The organism is Amycolatopsis sp. CB00013, assembly GCF_001905755.1.
GTDB lineage: Bacteria > Actinomycetota > Actinomycetes > Mycobacteriales > Pseudonocardiaceae > Amycolatopsis > Amycolatopsis japonica.
Map to the genome: position 1 here is coordinate 709,746 of NZ_LIWC01000003.1, position 17,666 is coordinate 727,411.

Here is a 17,666-nt window from a genome sequence, read left to right on the forward strand (position 1 = left end):
ATGCCCCTGGGCACGCTGCTCGCCAGGGCGGGCGCCCGGCTCGTGGTGGGTGGCGACGACTACCCGGCCGCGGCCGAGCTGACGGTCACGGGCAGCACGCTCCGCGCCCAGCACGTCCTCCCCGGTGACCTCTTCGCCGCGCTTCCCGGTGCTCGCGCCCACGGCGCGGACTTCAGCGACCAGGCCATCGCGGCCGGCGCGGCCGCGGTGCTCACCGACGAGGCCGGTGCCGAGCGTCCGGTGCTCCGCGACGCCGGCGTGCCGATCCTGGTGCACCCGGACCCGCGGGCCGCGCTCGGCGAGATCGCCGCCTGGATCTACGGGGAGCCGTCGCTGGAGCTGTCCGTCCTCGGCATCACCGGGACGTCCGGCAAGACCACGACGTCGTACCTGGTCGACGCCGGGCTCAAGGCGGCCGGGCTCACCACCGGGCTGATCGGCACGGTCGAGACCCGGATCGCGGGGGAGCGCCTCGCCAGCGGCTTCACCACCCCCGAGGCGCCGGATCTGCAGGCGCTCCTGGCGGTGATGGTGGAACGCGGCGTAACGCACGTCCCGATGGAGGTCTCCAGCCACGCGCTGTCGCTGGGCCGGGTCAACGGCACGCGCTTCGCGGTCGGTGCCTTCACCAACCTCTCCCAGGACCACCTGGACTTCCACAAGGACATGGAGGAGTACTTCGCCGCCAAGTCGCTGCTGTTCGACGGCCGGTCCACCGCCGAAGTGGTCGTCGTCGACAGCGCCTGGGGCCAGGCGCTCCTCACCCCGCACACGGTGACCGTGTCCACCGAGCCGGGAACGGAGGCGCTCTGGCGCGCCACCGACCTCAACCCCACCCCGGCGGGGGAGCAGACCTTCACCCTCCACGGCCCCGAGGGCCTCACCGCCGCGGCCAAGATCCCGCTGCCGGGTGAGTTCAACGTGGCCAACGCCGTGCTCGCGGCCGCGATCCTCAACACCGCCGGTGTCCCGCTCGACGCCATCGTCGCCGGGCTCGCCTCGGTCGAGGTGCCGGGCCGGATGGAGCGGGTCTATCTCGGCCAGCCGTTCACCGCGGTGGTCGACTACGCGCACAAGCCCGCCGCCGTGGCGCAGGGGCTCGACGCGCTGCGTGCCCGCACCGAGGGCCGGATCATCACCGTCCTCGGCTGCGGCGGGGACCGCGACACCGCCAAGCGCCCGGTCATGGGCGAGGCCGCGGTCCGCCGCAGCGAGGTGCTGATCGTGACCGACGACAACCCGCGGTCGGAGGATCCGGCCGCGATCCGGGCGGCGATGCTGGCCGGTGCCCGCAACGCCGGGCCGGCCTTGGGCGGCGAGATCCTCGAGATCGCCGACCGCCGGGAGGCCATCGTCCACGCGGTCGAGCTGGCCCGGCCCGGCGACATCGTGCTCATCGCGGGCAAGGGCCACGAGACCGGCCAGGAGGTCCAGGGTGTCGTGCACCCGTTCTCCGACCGGGAAGAGCTGGCCGCCGCCATCCGCAGACGTCTGGAGACAGTGTGATCGTGCTCAGCCTGGCCGAGATCGCCGCCATCGTCGGCGGGCGGCTGCATCGGACCGACGGGACCGCCGAGGTCACCGGAAGCGTCGAATTCGACACCCGTGAGGTCACCCCCGGAGGTCTGTTCATCGCGCTGCCCGGCGCGAAGGTCGACGGCCACGACTTCGCCGCGCGGGCGGTCGAGTCGGGCGCCGTCGCGGTGCTCGCGGCCCGCGAGGTCGACGCACCGGCCGTGATCGTGCCGCCGCTGGCGGCCGGCGAGGGGCACGAGCGGGCGTTCGCGCTGGTCTCGGACAAGGACGGGGCGGGTGCCGCGGTGCTGGCCGCGCTCGCCAAACTCGCCCGGCACGTCATCCGGAAACTCGCGGGTGACCACCTGACCGTCGTCGGGGTCACCGGTTCGGCGGGCAAGACCTCCACCAAGGACATCATCGCCCAGCTGCTGGAGCCGCTCGGCCCGACGGTGGCGCCGCCGGGCTCGTTCAACAACGAGCTGGGCCACCCCTGGACGGCGCTGCGGGCCGACGACTCGACGCGGCAGCTCGTGCTGGAGCTCTCCGCCCGCGGGCCCGGCCACATCGCCGAGCTGGCGGCCATCGCGCCGCCGCGGATCGGGGTCGTGCTCAACGTCGGCACCGCGCACGTCGGCGAGTTCGGCTCGCGCGAGGGCATCGCCAAGGGCAAGGGCGAGCTCGTGGAGGCACTGCCGAGCGCCGAGGACGGCGGTGTCGCGGTCCTGAACCTCGACGACCCGTACGTCGCGGCCATGGCGAGCCGGACGAAGGCCCGGGTCGTGTTCGTCGGCGAGAGCGAGTCCGCGCAGGTCCGCGCCGTCGACATCACCCTCGACGACGAGGCGCGCGCGTCGTTCCGCCTGGTCACCCCGGACGGCGAGGCGCCGGTGAAGCTGCCGCTCTACGGCGAGCACCAGGTCGGCAACGCGCTCAGCGCGGCCGCTGTGGCCCTGGAGATGGGCTCGACGGTCGAGGAGGTCGCGGCCCGCCTGTCGAGCCTGGAGCGGCGCTCCGAGCGCCGTATGGAGGTCACCACCCGAGCCGACGGTGTCACGGTCCTCAACGACTCCTTCAACGCCAGCCCCGAGTCGATGCGGGCCGCGCTCAAGGCGCTCGCGTCGATGAGCGCGAACCGCCGCTCCTGGGCCGTGCTCGGCGTGATGGGCGACCTCGGCGAGAACTCGGTCGCCGCGCACGACGGCATCGGCAGGCTCGTCGTCCGGCTCAACATCGACAAGCTCGTGGTCATCGGCCAGGCCGCCGCGGCCACGCATCAGGGCGCCCAGCACGAGGGTTCCTGGGGCGAGGAGTCGGTACTGGTACCCGACGTCGACGCCGCCATCGCCCTGCTGCATGATCAGCTCCGCGCGGGAGACGTGGTGCTGGTGAAGGCGTCCAAGGCCGCCGCTCTGTGGCGGGTGGCCGACGCCGTGCTCGCCGCTCCCGCAACCGAATCCCCTGTAGTAGCCCCTTCCCCCTCTCACGAACGCTCGAACGGTGGTGACGCGTGATCAGCATCCTGATCGCGGCCGCGGCGGGCCTGCTGGTCTCCATCCTCCTCACTCCCTATCTGATCCGGGTGTTCTCCCGGCAGGGCTTCGGCCAGGAGATCCGGGAGGAAGGACCGCAGGGACACAAATCCAAACGCGGTACCCCGACGATGGGTGGTGTCGCGATCATCGTCGCGATGGTCGTCGGGTATTTCGTGGCGCATCTGATCAGCGCGCTCAGCGGCGGCAACGGCACCGGCGGCCCGTCCGCCTCGGGGCTGCTGGTCCTCCTGCTGGCCGTCGGCCTCGGGCTCGTCGGGTTCCTCGACGACTTCATCAAGATCCGCAAACAGCGCAACCTCGGGCTGAACAAGACCGCGAAACTGGTCGGCCAGCTCGTGGTCACGATCGCCTTCGCGATCCTGGCGCTGCAGTTCGCCGACGAACGCGGGCTCACCCCGGCGTCGGAAAGCCTGTCCTACGTGCGGGACCTCGCGCTGATCACCTTCCCGTCGGTGTTCTTCGTGATCTTCTGCTACATCGTCATCTCGGGCTGGTCGAACGCGGTGAACTTCACCGACGGCCTCGACGGTCTCGCCGGCGGCACCGCGGCGATGGTGCTGGCGACCTACGTCGTCATCGCGTTCTGGCAGACCCGCCTCTCGTGCGCGGTCACCCCGCAGGCCGCCTGCTACGACGTCCGTGACCCGCTGGACCTGGCGGTGGTCGCCGCCGCGGCGACCGGCGCCTGTGTCGGCTTCCTGTGGTGGAACGCCGCACCGGCGAAGATCTTCATGGGTGACACCGGTTCGCTGGCCCTCGGTGGCCTCGTCGCCGGTCTGTCGATGACCACCCGCACCGAACTGCTCGCCATCGTCATCGGCGGTCTGTTCATGGTCGAGATGATCTCGGTGGTCGCGCAGATCGCCGTGTTCCGCACGACCAGGCGACGGCTGTTCCGGATGGCCCCGTTCCATCACCACTTCGAGCTCGCGGGCTGGGCCGAAACCACCGTCATCATCCGGTTCTGGCTGCTTTCGGCCATCTGCTGCATGTTCGGTCTCGGCCTGTTCTACAGCGAACAGCTCGGTCTCGGGGGTTAAGCGGTGGAGCTGGCCGGGCGTCACGTCCTCGTCGCCGGAGCCGGGGTCACCGGCAAGTCGATCGTCCCCGTCCTGGCGGAGCTGGGCGCGCGGATCACCGTCACCGACGGCAACGCCGAACGGCTGGCGGAGCTCGAAGGGCTCGGCGCCGAACTGGTGCCGGGCCTGACCGAGCCGCCCGGAGACGTCGAGCTGGTCGTCACCAGCCCCGGCTGGAAGCCGACGTCGCCGCTGCTGGTGGCGGCGGCCGAAGCCGGTGTCGAGGTGATCGGCGACGTCGAACTGGCGTGGCGCGTCGGGCAATTGCGCGACAAGCCGCCGGTGTGGCTCGCGATCACCGGGACCAACGGCAAGACCACCACGGTCGGGATGCTGGAGTCGATCCTGCGTACCGCCGGGGTCGACGCCGTGGCCTGCGGGAACGTCGGTTTCGCGGTGCTCGACGCGGTGCGCGCCGGGCACGAGGTGCTCGCCGTGGAACTGTCGAGCTTCCAGCTGCACTGGTCGTCGACGCTGGCCCCGCTCGCGTCGGTGGTGCTGAACCTGGCCGAGGACCACCTCGACTGGCACGGCTCGATGGAGGAGTACGCGGCCGCGAAGGGCCGGGTCCACACCCACTCCCGGAACGTCGTGCACAACCTCCACGAGGAGTGGTCCGCCCGGCTCGCCGACGAACACGCGCCCGCCGACGCCCGCCGCGTCGCGTTCGGCATGGACACCCCGCGCCCCGGCGAACTCGGGATCGTGGAAGACCTGCTGGTCGACCGCGCCTTCGTGGCCGACCCGGCGACCAGCGCCGACGAACTCGGCACGCTGGCCGACGTGCGTCCCGCCGGTCCGCACAACGTCTCCAACGCGCTCGCCGCGGCGGCGCTGGCCCGCGCGTACGGCGTCACCGGCGAGGACGTCGCCAAGGGGCTGCGCGAGTACCGGCCCGCCCCGCACCGGGCCGAGGAGATCGGCGAGATCGACGGCGTCCGCTACATCAACGATTCCAAGGCGACCAACCCGCACGCGGCGAGCGGTTCGCTGCGCGCGCATCTGAACGTCGTCTGGATCGCCGGTGGCCAGCTCAAGGGCGCTTCCGTGGACGAACTCGTCGGCTCGATCGCCGGAAGGCTGCGCGGAGTCGTGCTGTTCGGCGTGGATTCACCCGTGATCGCCGCCGCTGTCGCGCGACACGCGCCGGATGTCCCGGTGAACAGCCTCCCTTCGGGTGACGATGACACCATGACTGCGGCGGTGAAGGCGGCCCGCGCCCTGGCGCGCCCTGGAGATGTGGTGCTGCTGGCCCCCGCCGCGGCGTCGTTGGACATGTACTCGAGCTACGGCGCACGCGGCGACGCGTTCGCGAGCGCGGTCCGTGTCCTGCGCGACGGTGCGGGGGAGACCAGTGACGGCGGTTGAGGAAAGAAAGCGCGAGCCCGCGCCGCGCAAGCGCCGTGAACGCAAGGAAAGCCCGTTCGTCGCCTTCCGCACCGCGCTGACGGCCTGGCTTTCGCGGCCGCTCGCTTCGTTCCACCTGGTCCTGGCGCTCACCGGCGTGCTGACCGTGATCGGCATCGTGATGGTGCTGTCCGCGTCTTCGGTCGCCTCGTACAACCCCAAGACCGGCACCGGCGTGTACGCCCAGTTCAGCAAGCACCTCATGTTCGTCGCGATCGGCGCCGTGGTGTTCTGGATCGGGCTGCGGGTACCGCTGGAACGCGTCCGGCGGCTGTCGGCGACGGCGACGGTGGTGTGCCTCGGGCTGCTCGTGCTGGTGCTGACCCCGCTCGGGTCCACGGTCAACGGCTCACAGGGCTGGTTCCGGCTCGGGGGGTTCGCCTTCCAGCCGGTCGAGGCGGCGAAGGTCGCGCTGGCCTTCTGGGGCGCGCACATCCTGGTGATCAAGTACAACATCATCAACCAGTGGCGGCATCTGCTCGTCCCGGTCGTCCCGATCGCGCTGCTGATGTTCGCGCTGGTCATGATGCAGCCCGACCTCGGCGGCACGATCACCCTCGCGGTGGTGCTGATGGCCCTGCTGTGGTTCGCGGGCGCGCCGAAACGGCTGTTCGGGGTCATCCTCGCGGGTGGCCTGGCCGGGATCCTGGTGCTGGCGATCATCGCCCCGTACCGGCTGGCGCGGGTCATGTCGTTCGTCTCCGGCGACCCGGACACCAGCGCGGACGGCTTCCAGGCCAACCAGGCGAAACTCGCGCTCGCCGACGGCGGGTTCCTCGGCAAGGGCCTCGGCCAGGGCCAGTCCAACTGGGGCTACCTGCCCAACGTGCAGAACGACTTCATCTTCGCCCTGATCGGCGAGGAACTCGGCTTCATCGGCTGCGCGGTGGTGCTCGGGCTGTTCGCCGGGGTCGCCGTCGTCGGCCTGCGGATCGCCACCCGCAACCTCGACCCGTGGATCCGCATCGTGTCCGGCACGCTGACCGTCTTCCTGGTCGCGCAGGCCGGCATCAACATCGGCTACGTCGTCGGTCTGCTGCCGGTCACCGGGGTCACGCTGCCGTTGATCTCCTACGGCGGGACGTCGCTGGTGATCACCATGCTCATCATGGGGATCCTGGCCAACGCCGCCCGGCACGAACCGGAGGCGGTGGCCGCACTGCGCTCGCAGGGGCCAGGTAAATTCGGACGCCTGCTGAGGCTTCCCGCGCCCGAGCCGTACCGCCCGCCAGCCAAGCGCAAGGGCGGCGCGGCCAGGGGAGGCGCCGCCAAGGCGGCGAGACCCGCGCCGAGGACGGCGAGGCCTTCGCCCGCACAGGAGCGGCGCCGTTCGGTACGGGAGCCCGGCAGGAGGACGGCCGCGCGAACGGCGGTGAACCGCGGTACCGCGAAACGGGGTACCGCAAACCGGAGAGGTCATAGGTGAACAACCCCGTCAGAGGTGGCGTTTCAGGCGAGGTCGCCGGCAAAGCGCCGGTGGTCGTGGTCGCCGGCGGTGGTACCGCCGGGCATATCGAACCGGCACTCGCCCTCGCCGACGCGGTGATGCGCCTGCGTCCCGACGCGAAGGTGATCGCGCTGGGGACCCAGCGCGGACTGGAGAACAAGCTCGTCCCGGCGCGCGGGTACCCGCTGGAGCTGATCCCGCCGGTGCCGATGCCGCGCAAGCCGACGCCCGAGCTGCTGAAGATGCCGCTGAAGGTCCGCGATTCGGTCAAGCGCACCCGCGAGATCCTGGACCGGGTCGGCGCGGACGTCGTCGTCGGCTTCGGCGGCTATGTCGCGCTTCCGGCGTACCTCGCCGCGCGCGGCCGCACGCCGATCGTGGTGCACGAGGCCAACGAGAAGCCGGGACTGGCGAACAAGGTCGGCGCGCGGTTCGCCGTCCGCGTCGCCGTCGCCGTCCCCGGGACGCCGCTGGCGAAGGCCGAGGTCATCGGCATCCCGCTGCGCCGCTCCATCACGTCGCTCGACAGGGCCGCGCTGCGCGCCGAAGCCCGCGAATTCTTCGGGCTCGACCCCGACGCCCCGACCCTGCTGGTCTTCGGCGGTTCGCAGGGCGCGGTGTCGATCAACGGCGCCGTCTCCGGCGCGGCCAAGGAGTTCGCGGACGCCGGTGTCGGCGTCCTGCACGCCCACGGGCCGAAGAACACGCTGGTCGTCCAGGAGTTCCCCGGACGGCCCGCGTACGTCCCGGTGCCGTATCTGGAGCGTATGGACCTCGCGTACGCCGCCGCCGACGCGGTGCTGTGCCGCTCCGGCGCGATGACCGTCGCCGAGGTGTCCGCGGTCGGCCTGCCCGCGGTGTTCGTCCCGCTGCCCTACGGCAACGGCGAACAGGCGGTCAACGCCCGGCCCGCGGTCGACGCCGGCGCCGGGCTGATGGTCGACGACGCCGACCTCACCCCCGCCAAGGTCGCGGAGCTGGTGATCCCGCTGGTGTCCGACGCCGACCGGGTCGCGAAGATGAGCGCGGCCGCGGTCGGCCTCGGTCACCGTGAGGCCGACGAGACCCTTGCCAAGATCGTGCTGGAGGCCGCAGGTGCCTGATCAACTCCCCGACACGCTCACGCGTGCCCACCTGATCGGGATCGGCGGCGCCGGGATGAGCGGCATCGCCCGTATCCTGCTCGCCCGCGGTGCCCAGGTGTCCGGTTCCGACGCCAAGGAGTCGCGCGCGTTCCTTTCGCTGCGTGCCCAGGGCGCCGAGATCGCCGTCGGCCAGCGCGCCGAGAACCTCGACGCGTTCCCCGAAGGCCCGTCTTCGGTGATCGTGTCGACCGCGATCAAGGACGACAACCCGGAACTGATGGCCGCGCGCGAACGCGGGATCACCGTGCTGCACCGCGCGCAGGCGCTGGCCGGGCTGATGGAGGGACACCGCGTCGCCTGCATCGCCGGGACGCACGGCAAGACGTCGACGACGTCGATGCTGACCGTCGCGCTGCAGCAGTGCCGTCTCGACCCGTCGTTCGCCATCGGCGGCGACCTCAACGAGTCGGGCGCGAACGCGCATCACGGCGAGGGCGGGGTCTTCGTCGCCGAGGCCGACGAGAGCGACGGATCGTTCCTGGCCTACTCGCCGTCGGTCGCCGTGGTGACCAACGTCGAGCCGGACCACCTGGACCACCACGGCACGGCCGAGGCGTACGTCTCGGTGTTCGCCGACTTCCTCGGCCGGATCGTGCCGGGCGGGCTGCTCATCGTCTGCGGTGACGACGAGGGTGCCGAGAAGCTGGGCGCGCTGGCCGCGGAGCGGGGCATCCGCGTCCGCCGCTACGGGCGTTCGGTCACCGGCGCCGACGACGCGAAGGTGCTCGACTACGCCCCCGCGCCGGACGGCGGCGTCGTCCGGATCTCGTTGCGGGGCGAGGAGATCGTACTCCGGGTCGCGGTGCCGGGTGAGCACATGGCGCTGAACGCGATCGCCGCGCTGCTGGCCGGGATCGAGCTCGGCGCGCCGGTCGAAGGACTGGCCGAAGGGCTCGCCGCGTTCGGCGGCGTGCGGCGGCGGTTCGAGTTCAAGGGCCGCGCGGGCGACGTCCGCGTGTACGACGACTACGCGCACCACCCGACCGAGGTCGACGCGCAGCTGCGCGCGGTGCGGACGGCCGCGGGCCAGGGCCGGGTCGTCGTGGTCTTCCAGCCGCATCTGTACTCGCGCACGAAGGCGTTCTCGAAGGAGTTCGCGGCCGCGTTGTCGCTGGCCGACGAGGTCGTCGTGCTGGACGTCTTCGGGGCGCGCGAGAAGCCGGAGCCCGGGGTGAGCGGCGCGCTCATCGCCGACCAGATCTCCGGTGTTCCCGTGCACTACCAGCCCGCGTTCGACGTCGCGGCGAAGCTCGCGGCGGATCTGGTCGAACCCGGCGACCTGCTGGTGACCATGGGCGCCGGCGACGTCACGCAGCTCGGCCCGGAGATCCTGGCCGAACTGGACCGGCGGGCGGGCTAGTCATGACACAGACCGGGGAACGCCGCCGCCCGGCCGAACCCGGTCGGCGTCCGCGCTCCGAACGGGTCAAGCGGACCCCACGGGCCGAACGGACTCAGCGGCTGAAGCAGCGGCGCGGCAGGCGGTCGGCGGACGACCGCCGCCGTTCCGCCCGGCCGACCCGGCACAAGGAGCTGCGGCGGCGCTGGGTCGCGCTGCTTTCGGTGCTGACCGCCGTCGCCCTCGTCTACCTGCTGTGGTTCAGCTCGATGCTGGGGGTGCAGCAGGTCGACGTCGTCGGGGCGAGCTCCGTGCCCGCGGACCAGATCCGCGCCGCGGCGGCGGTGCCGGACCAGAAGCCGATGCTGCGCCTGGACACCGACGAGATCCGCGACAAGGTGGCGCAGATGCCCGGTATCGCGACCGTCGACGTCTCCCGGTCGTGGCCGAGCACCCTCGAGATCACCGTGACCGAACGGACCGCCATCGCGTTCTTCGACAGCGGGCCCGGCGGCGACGGCGTGCACCTCGTCGACGGCGGGGGAGTGGTGTTCAAGACCGTCAAGGAACGGCCCGCCGGGCTGCCCGAGCTCAAACTTCCGCTGGTCTCGGCCGACGACCCGGTGACCCGCGCGGTGACCGGTGTCCTCGGCGTGATCCCGCAGCAGTTGCTCAAGCAGGTCACCACCGCGACGGCGAAGACCCCCGGCAGCGTCGAGTTCGCGCTGGCCGACGGGAAGACCGTGCGGTGGGGGACCTCGGCCGACACCGAACGCAAGGCGAAGGTCCTGGCCGCGCTGCTCACCCGCGAGGGCAAGGTCTTCGACGTCTCGGCCCCCGACCTGCCCACCGTCTCCTGACGCGTTTCGTCCTCTGGATGCGGTGCCCCCGACGTGGCACTGGGTGTGTTGGTCTATTCAAGGCCGGGTGGCGGGCGTTCTCGATGGGGGTCGTGAGTGGTAAATAGCGTTAGAACGCTACTTACCACTCACGACCCCAGCGGGAAACACCTGAATCGGGCACGAACACTCGAGCCTGCAATTCGTCCTCTGGATGCGGTAGTTCGTATCGCCGACTACCGCATCCAGAGGACGAAATGCGGTAGTGCTCAGCGGGTGACGAGGGCTTCGATGCCGTCCAGCATGCGTTCCAGGCCGAACGCGAAGGTCTCGTCGGCGGCTTCGCAGGTGTCCGCGTCGTAGCCGCCGCTCTCCCAGATCCGTGTCATCGCCGGATGCCGCGTCACGTCGAAGTACTTCTCCCAGAACACCGACCGCTGCCCCCACCAGGCGTCCGTCGACTCCCCGGTCTCCTGCTCGACCTGCGCCGTCTCGGCGAAAAGCGTCGCGTTCGCCTGCACATAGATCTCGATGCTGTTCGCGGCCGCGGCCGCCTTGCGCGGCTCCAGCCCGATGTCCGACACCGCCGCGATCACGTACTCCTGGCCCGCCATCAGCCCGGGCCCGAGCACCGGCCGCACCATGGACGTCGAACGCAGCCACGGGTGTGCCCGGAACACCGCCAGCGTGCGCTCGGCGTAGAGCCGCACCTGCTCGCGCCAGCCGTCCGGCCGCGGATCGCCGGGGCCGGGGAGGTTCCGTTCGGCGAGCACGGAATCGACCATGAGATCGAGCAGTTCCGTCTTGCCGGGGACGTAGGTGTAGAGCGTCATCGTGCCGGCGCCGAGTTCCTTGGCGATCTGGCTCATCGACACGGTCGCCTCGCCCGCCCGGTCGGCGAGCGCGACGGCGGTGGCGATCACCTGGTCGAGGGTCAGTTTGGGTTTTCGTCCCCTGGTCGGCTGCCGGGCTTCGCCGCGGTCACGCCACAACAGATCGAGGCTGCGCTCGAAGTCCATCCACACTCCACTCGGCCGTGAAGCTGGATTCTACATTCTCGTATGGGGTACGGTTAATCTGATCCCGTAGGGCGTACGAAAAGGAGTGGGGAATCGTGACGATCCTGGTGACCGGTGCGACCGGAAGCGTCGGCAGGCTGCTCGTCGACGAACTGGTGGAGGCCGGGGCGCCGGTGCGGGCGCTGACCGTCAACCCGGCGAAGGCGGCGCTGCCCGAGCAGGTGGAGGTCGCCAAGGGCTACCTGGGCAAACCGGAGACGCTGCCGGAAGCCCTCGAAGGTATCGAGACCGTGTACCTGGCGCCGCTCGCGGCGAAGGTGGACGACTTCGTGAAGCTGGCGAAGGAGGCCGGGGTGCGCCGCGTGGTGGCGTTGTCGGGCAGCAACGCCGACGACCCGGCGGACAACTCGAGCGGGGTGGACTACGCGATCATCGAGAAGGCCGTCCGGGAGGCGGAGTTCGACTGGACGTTCCTGCGGCCGGGCGCGTTCATGAACAACACCCTCGGCTGGGCGGAGACGATCAAGGCCGAGCGGATGGTCCGCGAGGCCTACCCCGAGTCGCGGATGACGCCGATCGACCTCGCGGACATCGCCGCCGTCGCGGCGCACGTCATCCTCACCGAGGGGCACGTCGGCAAGAAGCACACGCTGAGCGGGCCGACGGCGATCAGCCAGCGCGAACAGGTCGCCGCCATCTCGGCCGCGCTCGGCGAAGAGGTGGTCTTCCAGGAACTCACCAGGGAAGAAGCGAACAAGCAGTGGGCCGCCGCCGGGGTCCCGGCCGAGATCGCCGAGTGGCTGCTCGACGGCTTCGCGTACTTCACCGAGAACCCCGACAAGCCGACCGGCGTCGTCCAGGAACTCACCGGGCGGCCCGGCGTCACCTACGCGGAGTGGGCGGTGGCGAACGTCGAAGCGTTCCGCTGAGCCGTCACTCGCGTGATTGAAGCCGTATCTCGCGTGATTGGAGACGTTCCGGCTTCGATCACGCGAGATCCGGCCAGGAACACGCGAGATACGGGTTGCCGGCCCCTCAGCGGGCCCGGCGGGGGAGGCGGGTCGGCAGTGGGGCGCCCCGCGGCTGGTCCGAAGCGGGGGGCGGGGACGATGGCTGGGGCAGCGGGGGCGGGGCCTGCGATTCGCGCGGCCAGGCCGGGGTGATCATCGCCTGGGCCCCGACCCGGCGGACGGGCAGCCCGTGCGACTTCCGGGCGGGCAGGCCGGGCCAGATCTCGCCCGCCTCCTTGGCCGCGTCGCGGATGGCGGTGCCGTCGAGCGAGGTGCGCGACTCCTCGATGTCGCGGTCGAGCCACTGGACGATGAACTCCAGCGGCCCGTCGGGCGGCAGCGGCCACAGGAAGATCTCGTGGTCGACGTGGAACGCCGAACCGCCCAGCCCCTGCGCGCGCAGCACCGGCTGATCCGGTTTGGTGGCCGACGGCACGGAGATGGTCTCCGAACTGGCCCGCCTGCCGTCGGGGAACAGCACCCCGACCAGCAGCGCGTTGTAGTCCGGGACCCGGCGGTGGTCGATCAGGCCTTCGCCGGGTTCGTCGAGCAGGAGATCCCGCGAGTACACCGACAGCTGGAAGGACACCGACTCCGGCCACACCTCGATGCCACGCAGCGCCACGATGGTCCGTTCGGCGCGGCCCAGCGGCATCGACCAGGGCAGGATCGCCGGGACGATGTACTCGTGCGGCGTCTCCACCCAGGGGCGGCCGTTGTAGCCGAACAGTTCCTGTTCCGGCACCGGGAACAGGGGGCGGCTGCGCGGACCGTCCGTGAAGAAGCTCATCGTGGCGCGGCGGAACGCGGGGTGAAGCTGTCCGACCTGCCGTTCACGCCGCCGACTACCACCATGCGCTCACGGTAGCCGATGACCATGCCGGTACTGAACGGTTTCAAAGCACCTTTCGCGTCACCCGAAGCCCTTGATCTTCACCTTCGTGCCCTTCGGCACCTTGGTGCCCGGCTGCGGATCCTGCTCCAGGACGAAGTCGAAACCACCGTTTCCGCCGCCGTGACCGTTCCCGTTTCCGCGACCCTGACGGTCCGGCTCCAGACCCGCCTGTTTCAGGATCTGGATCGCCTCCTCCATCCGCTTGAAGGTCACGTTCGGTACTTCGACGGCATTCGAAACGAACACGCCGATCCGGCGGTTGCTCGCCTTGCCGCCGCCCTTCGGGTCGGTGCGGATCACCTGACCGGCGGCGAACTGGTCGGAGAACTCCTCGCCGGCCTGGAACGGCTGGAAGCCCGCCTGCTGCAGGATCTGGAACGCGGCGTCCTTGCTCTGGCCCGTGACGTCCGGGACCGGCGGCAGCGGCTCGGGGCCCTTGGACAGGATGATCGTGACCTGCCCGCCGATGTTCAGCTGCGAACCGGGGCCCGGGTCGACGCGGACCACCTTGTTCTTGGCGACGTCGCTGTACTCCTGCTCGCCCTGGACCGGCGTCAGCTGCGCGGCCTTGATCGCCGTCTCCGCGTCCTGCTGGCTCGTCCCGGCCTGGATGTCCGGCACGATCGGACGGCCCTTCGACAGCACGACGTTGACCGTGGCGCCCGGCGCGAGCGACGTGCCCTCCGCGGGGTCGGAGCGGATCACCGTGTGCTGGGCGGCGGTGTCGCTGTACTCCTCGGTGTAGGCCGGGGTCAGCTTCGCCGACCGGAGCGCGTCACCGGCGGCGGCCTGGTTCATCCCGGTCAGCTTCGGCACCGACGACGACGTCGGGCCGGAGTCGTTGAGGATGAAGGCGAACGCGCCGATCAGGCCGCCGAGCACCAGTACCGCGGCCGCGATCATCAGGTAGAGCCGCTTGCGCGACCCCGGCTGTTCGTCGTCCGCGGCCGGTTTGGGCCGCGGGGGAGGCGTGCGGGGCGGCTGCGCGGCCGGGATCTGCGGCTCGCGATGCAGCGCCTGCGTTCCGCGCGGCCCGGTGACAGGAAGGGTCGCCTCGGCGACCGGGGGCAGCACGGTCGTCGCGGCCGCGGCCGGAGCCACCGCCGGGATGGCGGGGATACCGGGGGTGGTGCGCTCGGCGTCGGTCTCGCGGTCGGCGTCGGCGGGCAGCGGGACGGGCACCGGGACCGCCGGGACGCCGAGGACGGTGCGCAGATGGTTCAGCTCGGCGAGGAACGCCGCGGCGTCGGCGGGCCGCTGCTCGGGGTCGCGGCGAGTGGCGCGCAGGATCAGCTCGTCCAGCTGCGGCGGGATACCCGGCCGCAGCTCGCTCGGGCGCGGGACGTCGTCGTTGACGTGCCGGTACGCCACCGAGAGCGCGGTGTCGCCGGTGTACGGCGGGCGTCCGGTGAGCATTTCGTAGAGCAGGATCCCGGCCGAGTAGACGTCGCCGCGCGAGGTGGTCGCGCCGGTCGCGACCTGCTCGGGCGAGACGTAGGCGACGGTGCCGAGGATGACGCTCGAACTCGTGGTGCCCGCGCTCGCGACCGCGCGGACCAGCCCGAAGTCGCCCACCTTGACCACGCCGCCCGACAGCGCGGTCCCCCCGCGGCCGATGAGGACGTTCTCCGGTTTGACGTCGCGATGCACCAGGCCGGCGGCGTGCGCGGCGGCCAGCGCGGAGAGGACCGGTTCGGTGATGCTCAGCGCGAGCGCGACGTCCAGCGGACCGCGTTCGGCGAGCAGTTCGCGCAGGGTGCCGCCGTCGACGAGCTCCATGACCAGGAACGCGCGGCCGGACTCCTCGCCGCCGGGGGTGTCGAAGCCCTGGTCGTGCACCGCCACCACGTGCGGGTGGTGCAGCCGGGCCGCCGAACGGGCTTCCCGCTCGAAGCGTTCGACGAAGGACCTGTCGTCGGCGAACCGCGGGTCCATGATCTTGATGGCGACCTGGCGGTCCAGGCGGGTGTCGACGCCGCGGTACACCGACGACATCCCACCGCGTGCGAGCAGCTTGTCCACCCGGTAGCGGCCCTCGAGCAGAGTGCCCACCAGCGTGGGGTCCGTGCGTGTCACGGCTATGGATCGTACGGAAGTACCCATGTTCTGGTGTACGGGACCTGGGTCGCCGGGGATCACGATTCTCGACATTTCGTCGAATCGGCGGTATCCGTGACCATGCGGGCACTGTCCGTCACAGCTCGCGGCCGTCACCCATGCGCACTAACGGAGGGGGAGACGGAATGTGGCACAGTGTCACCTGTGAGTGGTATTCCCGTCGCCGACGACGTTCTCGATGCCGATGTGGCCGTTCTCCCGCTTCCGGAGGTCGCGACCGCCTTGGGCGTTTCGGCCAACAAGGTCCGCCAGATGCTGCGCGATGGCCACCTGATCGCCGTCCGGCGCAAGGGTGAGTTGTACGTTCCGGTCGCGTTCCTGGTGAAGGACGGCGTGGTCAAGGGGCTGGCGGGCACCATCACCGTGCTCGCGGACTCCGGGTTCAGCCGGACGGAGATGCTGCGCTGGCTCTTCGCCGAGGACGAGACCCTGCCCGGGACCACGCCGGTCAACGCGCTCCGCACCAGCCACGGCACCGAGGTCAAGCGGCGCGCGCAGGCGATGGCGTTCTAGTCCGCCCGGACGTTCCGACCAGTACATACGTCGCAGCCGCGAGAAGCTGGAATCCCGCCGCGGCACCCAGCGCGGCGGTTACGGAGAGTGCGCTCAACGGTCCAGCGACCGCGGCTCCGACCGCGAGTCCGGTGATCTTCACGCTCGCCGCCGTCGTGAAAACCTGAGCTCGCACCGCCGCGGGCGCCTCGCGATGCCGGATGGCGAACAGCGCCGAAAGCTGGGGTCCTTCCGCGAAACCGGCGAGTACGGCGGCGACCAGCAGGAGCACCACGTCGTGACCTGCCGCCGCGAGCAGGAAGCTCGAGCCCAGCAGGACGGTGCTGGCGAACACGGTGCGATCCGGCGGCGGTGGCTTGCGGGCCAGTACGGCGTTCGCGACCAGTGACGCGGCGGCCAGCACGGTGAGCAGGAGCGCGCCGAACCCCGGATTCCCCAGTCGCTGGGCGCCGAGCAGCGGATAGCAGACCACGGCGATCCCGATGCCGACGAAGGACACGGTGGACGTCGCGGTGGCCCGCAGCAGCGCGCGGTTGCGGAAGAGGACCGCGAACCCGTCGGCGAGCTGACGGCGGATCGGTCTCGTGGGCTTCGCCTCGGTGGCGGGCAGCGACCATGCGGCGGGGAAGGCGGCCGCGACCAGCGTGATCGCGAGCGCCACCGCGGCCGGGGCGCCGGCGTACGCGGCGACGAGCCCGGCGAGTCCCGGTCCGGCGAGGCTCGCGGCGGTGAACGTCATCGCGTCCAGCGTGCTCGCCCGCTCCAGCGGTGTCCCGCCGCGGACCTGCGGCAGCTGCGCCGTCCAGCCGCCCGCCAACGCGGGATTGAGCAGCCCCGCCGCGATGGCCACCACGATCGCCGCGGGGAGCTCGACCAGCGCGAGCACCGCGCCGAGCCCGCCCGCGTACGCGAGCAGCGCCCACGCCAGCAGCCGTCCCGGTCGCGGGCTGCGGTCGAGCAGGGCGCCGAGCAGCGGCCCGCCCGCCGCCGCGGAGATCGTCAGGCCCGCGAGCAGCGCGGACCCGGTCGCGGCCGAGCCGTCGACGCTGAGACCCAGCAGGAGCAACGCAGGCCCGGACAGCTCGTCGCCGGTCCTGGCGACCGTCGCGCCGGTCAGGTAGACGGCGAGCCTGTAACGGCTTCTCATGACTGAGACGTTACAGTGGGATATGACTTCAGCGCAGCGGGATTTCCTGCCCGGCCGGTCGGCGCGGGCGGCGGCACAGCGCGCGGTGGATCTGATGGTCGTGCTGCTGGCGCCGGATCCGTCGGCTTCCGCGGTTCGTTCCGTCTTGGAAGCGCACGGCGAAACGTCGGTCGAGTTGACTCCGCCGGACGTCGCGTCGTTGCGCGAGGCGGCCGTGGAACTGCGGGAGGTGTTCGCGGCGCGGGATGCCGCGGGGGCGGCCGGCGTGCTCAACCGGCTGCTGGCCCGCTACGCGCATCCGCCGCGGCTGACCGATCACGCGGACGGGTTCGGCTGGCATCTCCACGTGGACGCCGACGACGACGGGCCGTGGGGCGCGTGGCTGGTGACGTCGTCCGCGCTGGCGCTGGCCGTGCTGCTGTCGGACCGTCAGGCGCCGCCGGGTGGGCTGTGTGCCGCTTCGGGCTGCGGGAAGCCGTTCGCGCACTTGGGCGGTGGGAGCCCGCGGCGGTACTGCTCGACGCGGTGCGCTACCCGGGAGCGGGTGGCGGCTCACCGGCGCGATCGGTCCCGGACGCCATGAAAGGTCCTTTCCTTGCAAAATTTGCAAGGAAAGGACCTTTCATGGCGCGTGAAG

General features: G+C 71.3%; 15 protein-coding genes. 11 read left to right on the top strand and 4 right to left on the bottom strand.

Annotated features, from left to right (window positions below):
* From AMK34_RS22880 to AMK34_RS22915, 8 genes are read left to right on the top strand one after another with little or no spacing between them, the layout of a single operon-like run.
* Positions 1-1,506, top strand: a complete 1,506-nt coding sequence (locus AMK34_RS22880; RefSeq protein WP_038516441.1) for a UDP-N-acetylmuramoyl-L-alanyl-D-glutamate--2,6-diaminopimelate ligase — start codon at positions 1-3, stop codon at positions 1,504-1,506.
* Complete coding sequence (locus tag AMK34_RS22885) at positions 1,503-3,029, top strand: UDP-N-acetylmuramoyl-tripeptide--D-alanyl-D-alanine ligase (RefSeq protein WP_038516438.1); 1,527 nt, start codon at positions 1,503-1,505, stop codon at positions 3,027-3,029. Before AMK34_RS22880 ends, AMK34_RS22885 begins: the two co-directional genes overlap by 4 nt.
* Positions 3,026-4,111 (top strand): phospho-N-acetylmuramoyl-pentapeptide-transferase, encoded by a 1,086-nt coding sequence (mraY, locus tag AMK34_RS22890; RefSeq protein WP_016332673.1) that lies wholly within the window; start codon positions 3,026-3,028, stop codon positions 4,109-4,111. The genes AMK34_RS22885 and mraY overlap by 4 nt, the downstream gene beginning before the upstream one ends.
* A gap of 3 nt (positions 4,112-4,114) precedes the next feature.
* Complete coding sequence (murD, locus tag AMK34_RS22895) at positions 4,115-5,518, top strand: UDP-N-acetylmuramoyl-L-alanine--D-glutamate ligase (protein WP_038516436.1); 1,404 nt, start codon at positions 4,115-4,117, stop codon at positions 5,516-5,518.
* Entirely contained in the window at positions 5,505-6,983 is a 1,479-nt protein-coding gene (gene ftsW, locus AMK34_RS22900) for a putative lipid II flippase FtsW (RefSeq protein ID WP_073846739.1), read from the top strand. The genes murD and ftsW overlap by 14 nt, the downstream gene beginning before the upstream one ends.
* Entirely contained in the window at positions 6,980-8,107 is a 1,128-nt protein-coding gene (murG, locus tag AMK34_RS22905) for an undecaprenyldiphospho-muramoylpentapeptide beta-N-acetylglucosaminyltransferase (protein ID WP_073846740.1), read from the top strand. The genes ftsW and murG overlap by 4 nt, the downstream gene beginning before the upstream one ends.
* Positions 8,100-9,509, top strand: a complete 1,410-nt coding sequence (gene murC, locus AMK34_RS22910) for a UDP-N-acetylmuramate--L-alanine ligase (RefSeq protein ID WP_073846741.1) — start codon at positions 8,100-8,102, stop codon at positions 9,507-9,509. Before murG ends, murC begins: the two co-directional genes overlap by 8 nt.
* A 2-nt stretch (positions 9,510-9,511) precedes the next feature.
* Positions 9,512-10,348 carry a cell division protein FtsQ/DivIB gene (locus AMK34_RS22915; RefSeq protein ID WP_073846742.1) on the top strand — a complete coding sequence of 279 codons (837 nt, stop codon included), beginning with the start codon at positions 9,512-9,514 and terminating at the stop codon, positions 10,346-10,348.
* A gap of 248 nt (positions 10,349-10,596) precedes the next feature.
* Here AMK34_RS22915 and AMK34_RS22920 read toward each other — a convergent pair whose 3' ends face one another.
* Complete coding sequence (locus tag AMK34_RS22920; protein WP_038516423.1) at positions 10,597-11,346, bottom strand: TetR/AcrR family transcriptional regulator; 750 nt, start codon at positions 11,344-11,346, stop codon at positions 10,597-10,599.
* Between the two features lie 95 nt (positions 11,347-11,441).
* On the opposite strand from AMK34_RS22920, the gene AMK34_RS22925 reads away from it, so the two are divergent.
* Positions 11,442-12,275, top strand: a complete 834-nt coding sequence (locus AMK34_RS22925) for an NAD(P)H-binding protein (protein ID WP_073846743.1) — start codon at positions 11,442-11,444, stop codon at positions 12,273-12,275.
* 106 nt (positions 12,276-12,381) lie between these two features.
* On the opposite strand, the gene AMK34_RS22930 is transcribed toward AMK34_RS22925, so the two are convergent.
* Positions 12,382-13,146 (bottom strand): hypothetical protein, encoded by a 765-nt coding sequence (locus AMK34_RS22930; RefSeq protein WP_016332681.1) that lies wholly within the window; start codon positions 13,144-13,146, stop codon positions 12,382-12,384.
* A 123-nt stretch (positions 13,147-13,269) separates the two neighbouring features.
* Positions 13,270-15,327 carry a PASTA domain-containing protein gene (locus tag AMK34_RS22935; protein WP_073846744.1) on the bottom strand — a complete coding sequence of 686 codons (2,058 nt, stop codon included), beginning with the start codon at positions 15,325-15,327 and terminating at the stop codon, positions 13,270-13,272.
* Positions 15,328-15,513: 186 nt separating this feature from the next.
* Between AMK34_RS22935 and AMK34_RS42325 the strand changes: the two genes are divergently transcribed.
* Positions 15,514-15,882 carry an Rv2175c family DNA-binding protein gene (locus AMK34_RS42325; protein ID WP_038516415.1) on the top strand — a complete coding sequence of 123 codons (369 nt, stop codon included), beginning with the start codon at positions 15,514-15,516 and terminating at the stop codon, positions 15,880-15,882.
* On the opposite strand, the gene AMK34_RS22940 is transcribed toward AMK34_RS42325, so the two are convergent.
* Complete coding sequence (locus AMK34_RS22940) at positions 15,851-17,029, bottom strand: MFS transporter (protein ID WP_083649968.1); 1,179 nt, start codon at positions 17,027-17,029, stop codon at positions 15,851-15,853. The genes AMK34_RS42325 and AMK34_RS22940 overlap by 32 nt on opposite strands.
* A gap of 22 nt (positions 17,030-17,051) precedes the next feature.
* Between AMK34_RS22940 and AMK34_RS22945 the strand changes: the two genes are divergently transcribed.
* The gene (locus AMK34_RS22945; protein ID WP_073846745.1) at positions 17,052-17,612 is read left to right on the top strand and encodes a CGNR zinc finger domain-containing protein; all 561 of its coding nucleotides are present in this window, start codon (positions 17,052-17,054) and stop codon (positions 17,610-17,612) included.
* Positions 17,613-17,666 lie beyond the last annotated feature (54 nt).

Bases quoted from the DNA above. Each gene is read 5' to 3' on its own strand.
- AMK34_RS22880 (WP_038516441.1), top strand. From the start codon at position 1: ATGCCCCTGGGCACGCTGCTCGCCAGGGCGGGCGCCCGGCTCGTGGTG.
- AMK34_RS22915 (WP_073846742.1), top strand. From the start codon at position 9,512: ATGACACAGACCGGGGAACGCCGCCGCCCGGCCGAACCCGGTCGGCGT.
- AMK34_RS22920 (WP_038516423.1), bottom strand. From the start codon at position 11,346: ATGGACTTCGAGCGCAGCCTCGATCTGTTGTGGCGTGACCGCGGCGAA.
- AMK34_RS22930 (WP_016332681.1), bottom strand. From the start codon at position 13,146: ATGAGCTTCTTCACGGACGGTCCGCGCAGCCGCCCCCTGTTCCCGGTG.
- AMK34_RS22940 (WP_083649968.1), bottom strand. From the start codon at position 17,029: ATGAGAAGCCGTTACAGGCTCGCCGTCTACCTGACCGGCGCGACGGTC.
- AMK34_RS22945 (WP_073846745.1), top strand. From the start codon at position 17,052: ATGACTTCAGCGCAGCGGGATTTCCTGCCCGGCCGGTCGGCGCGGGCG.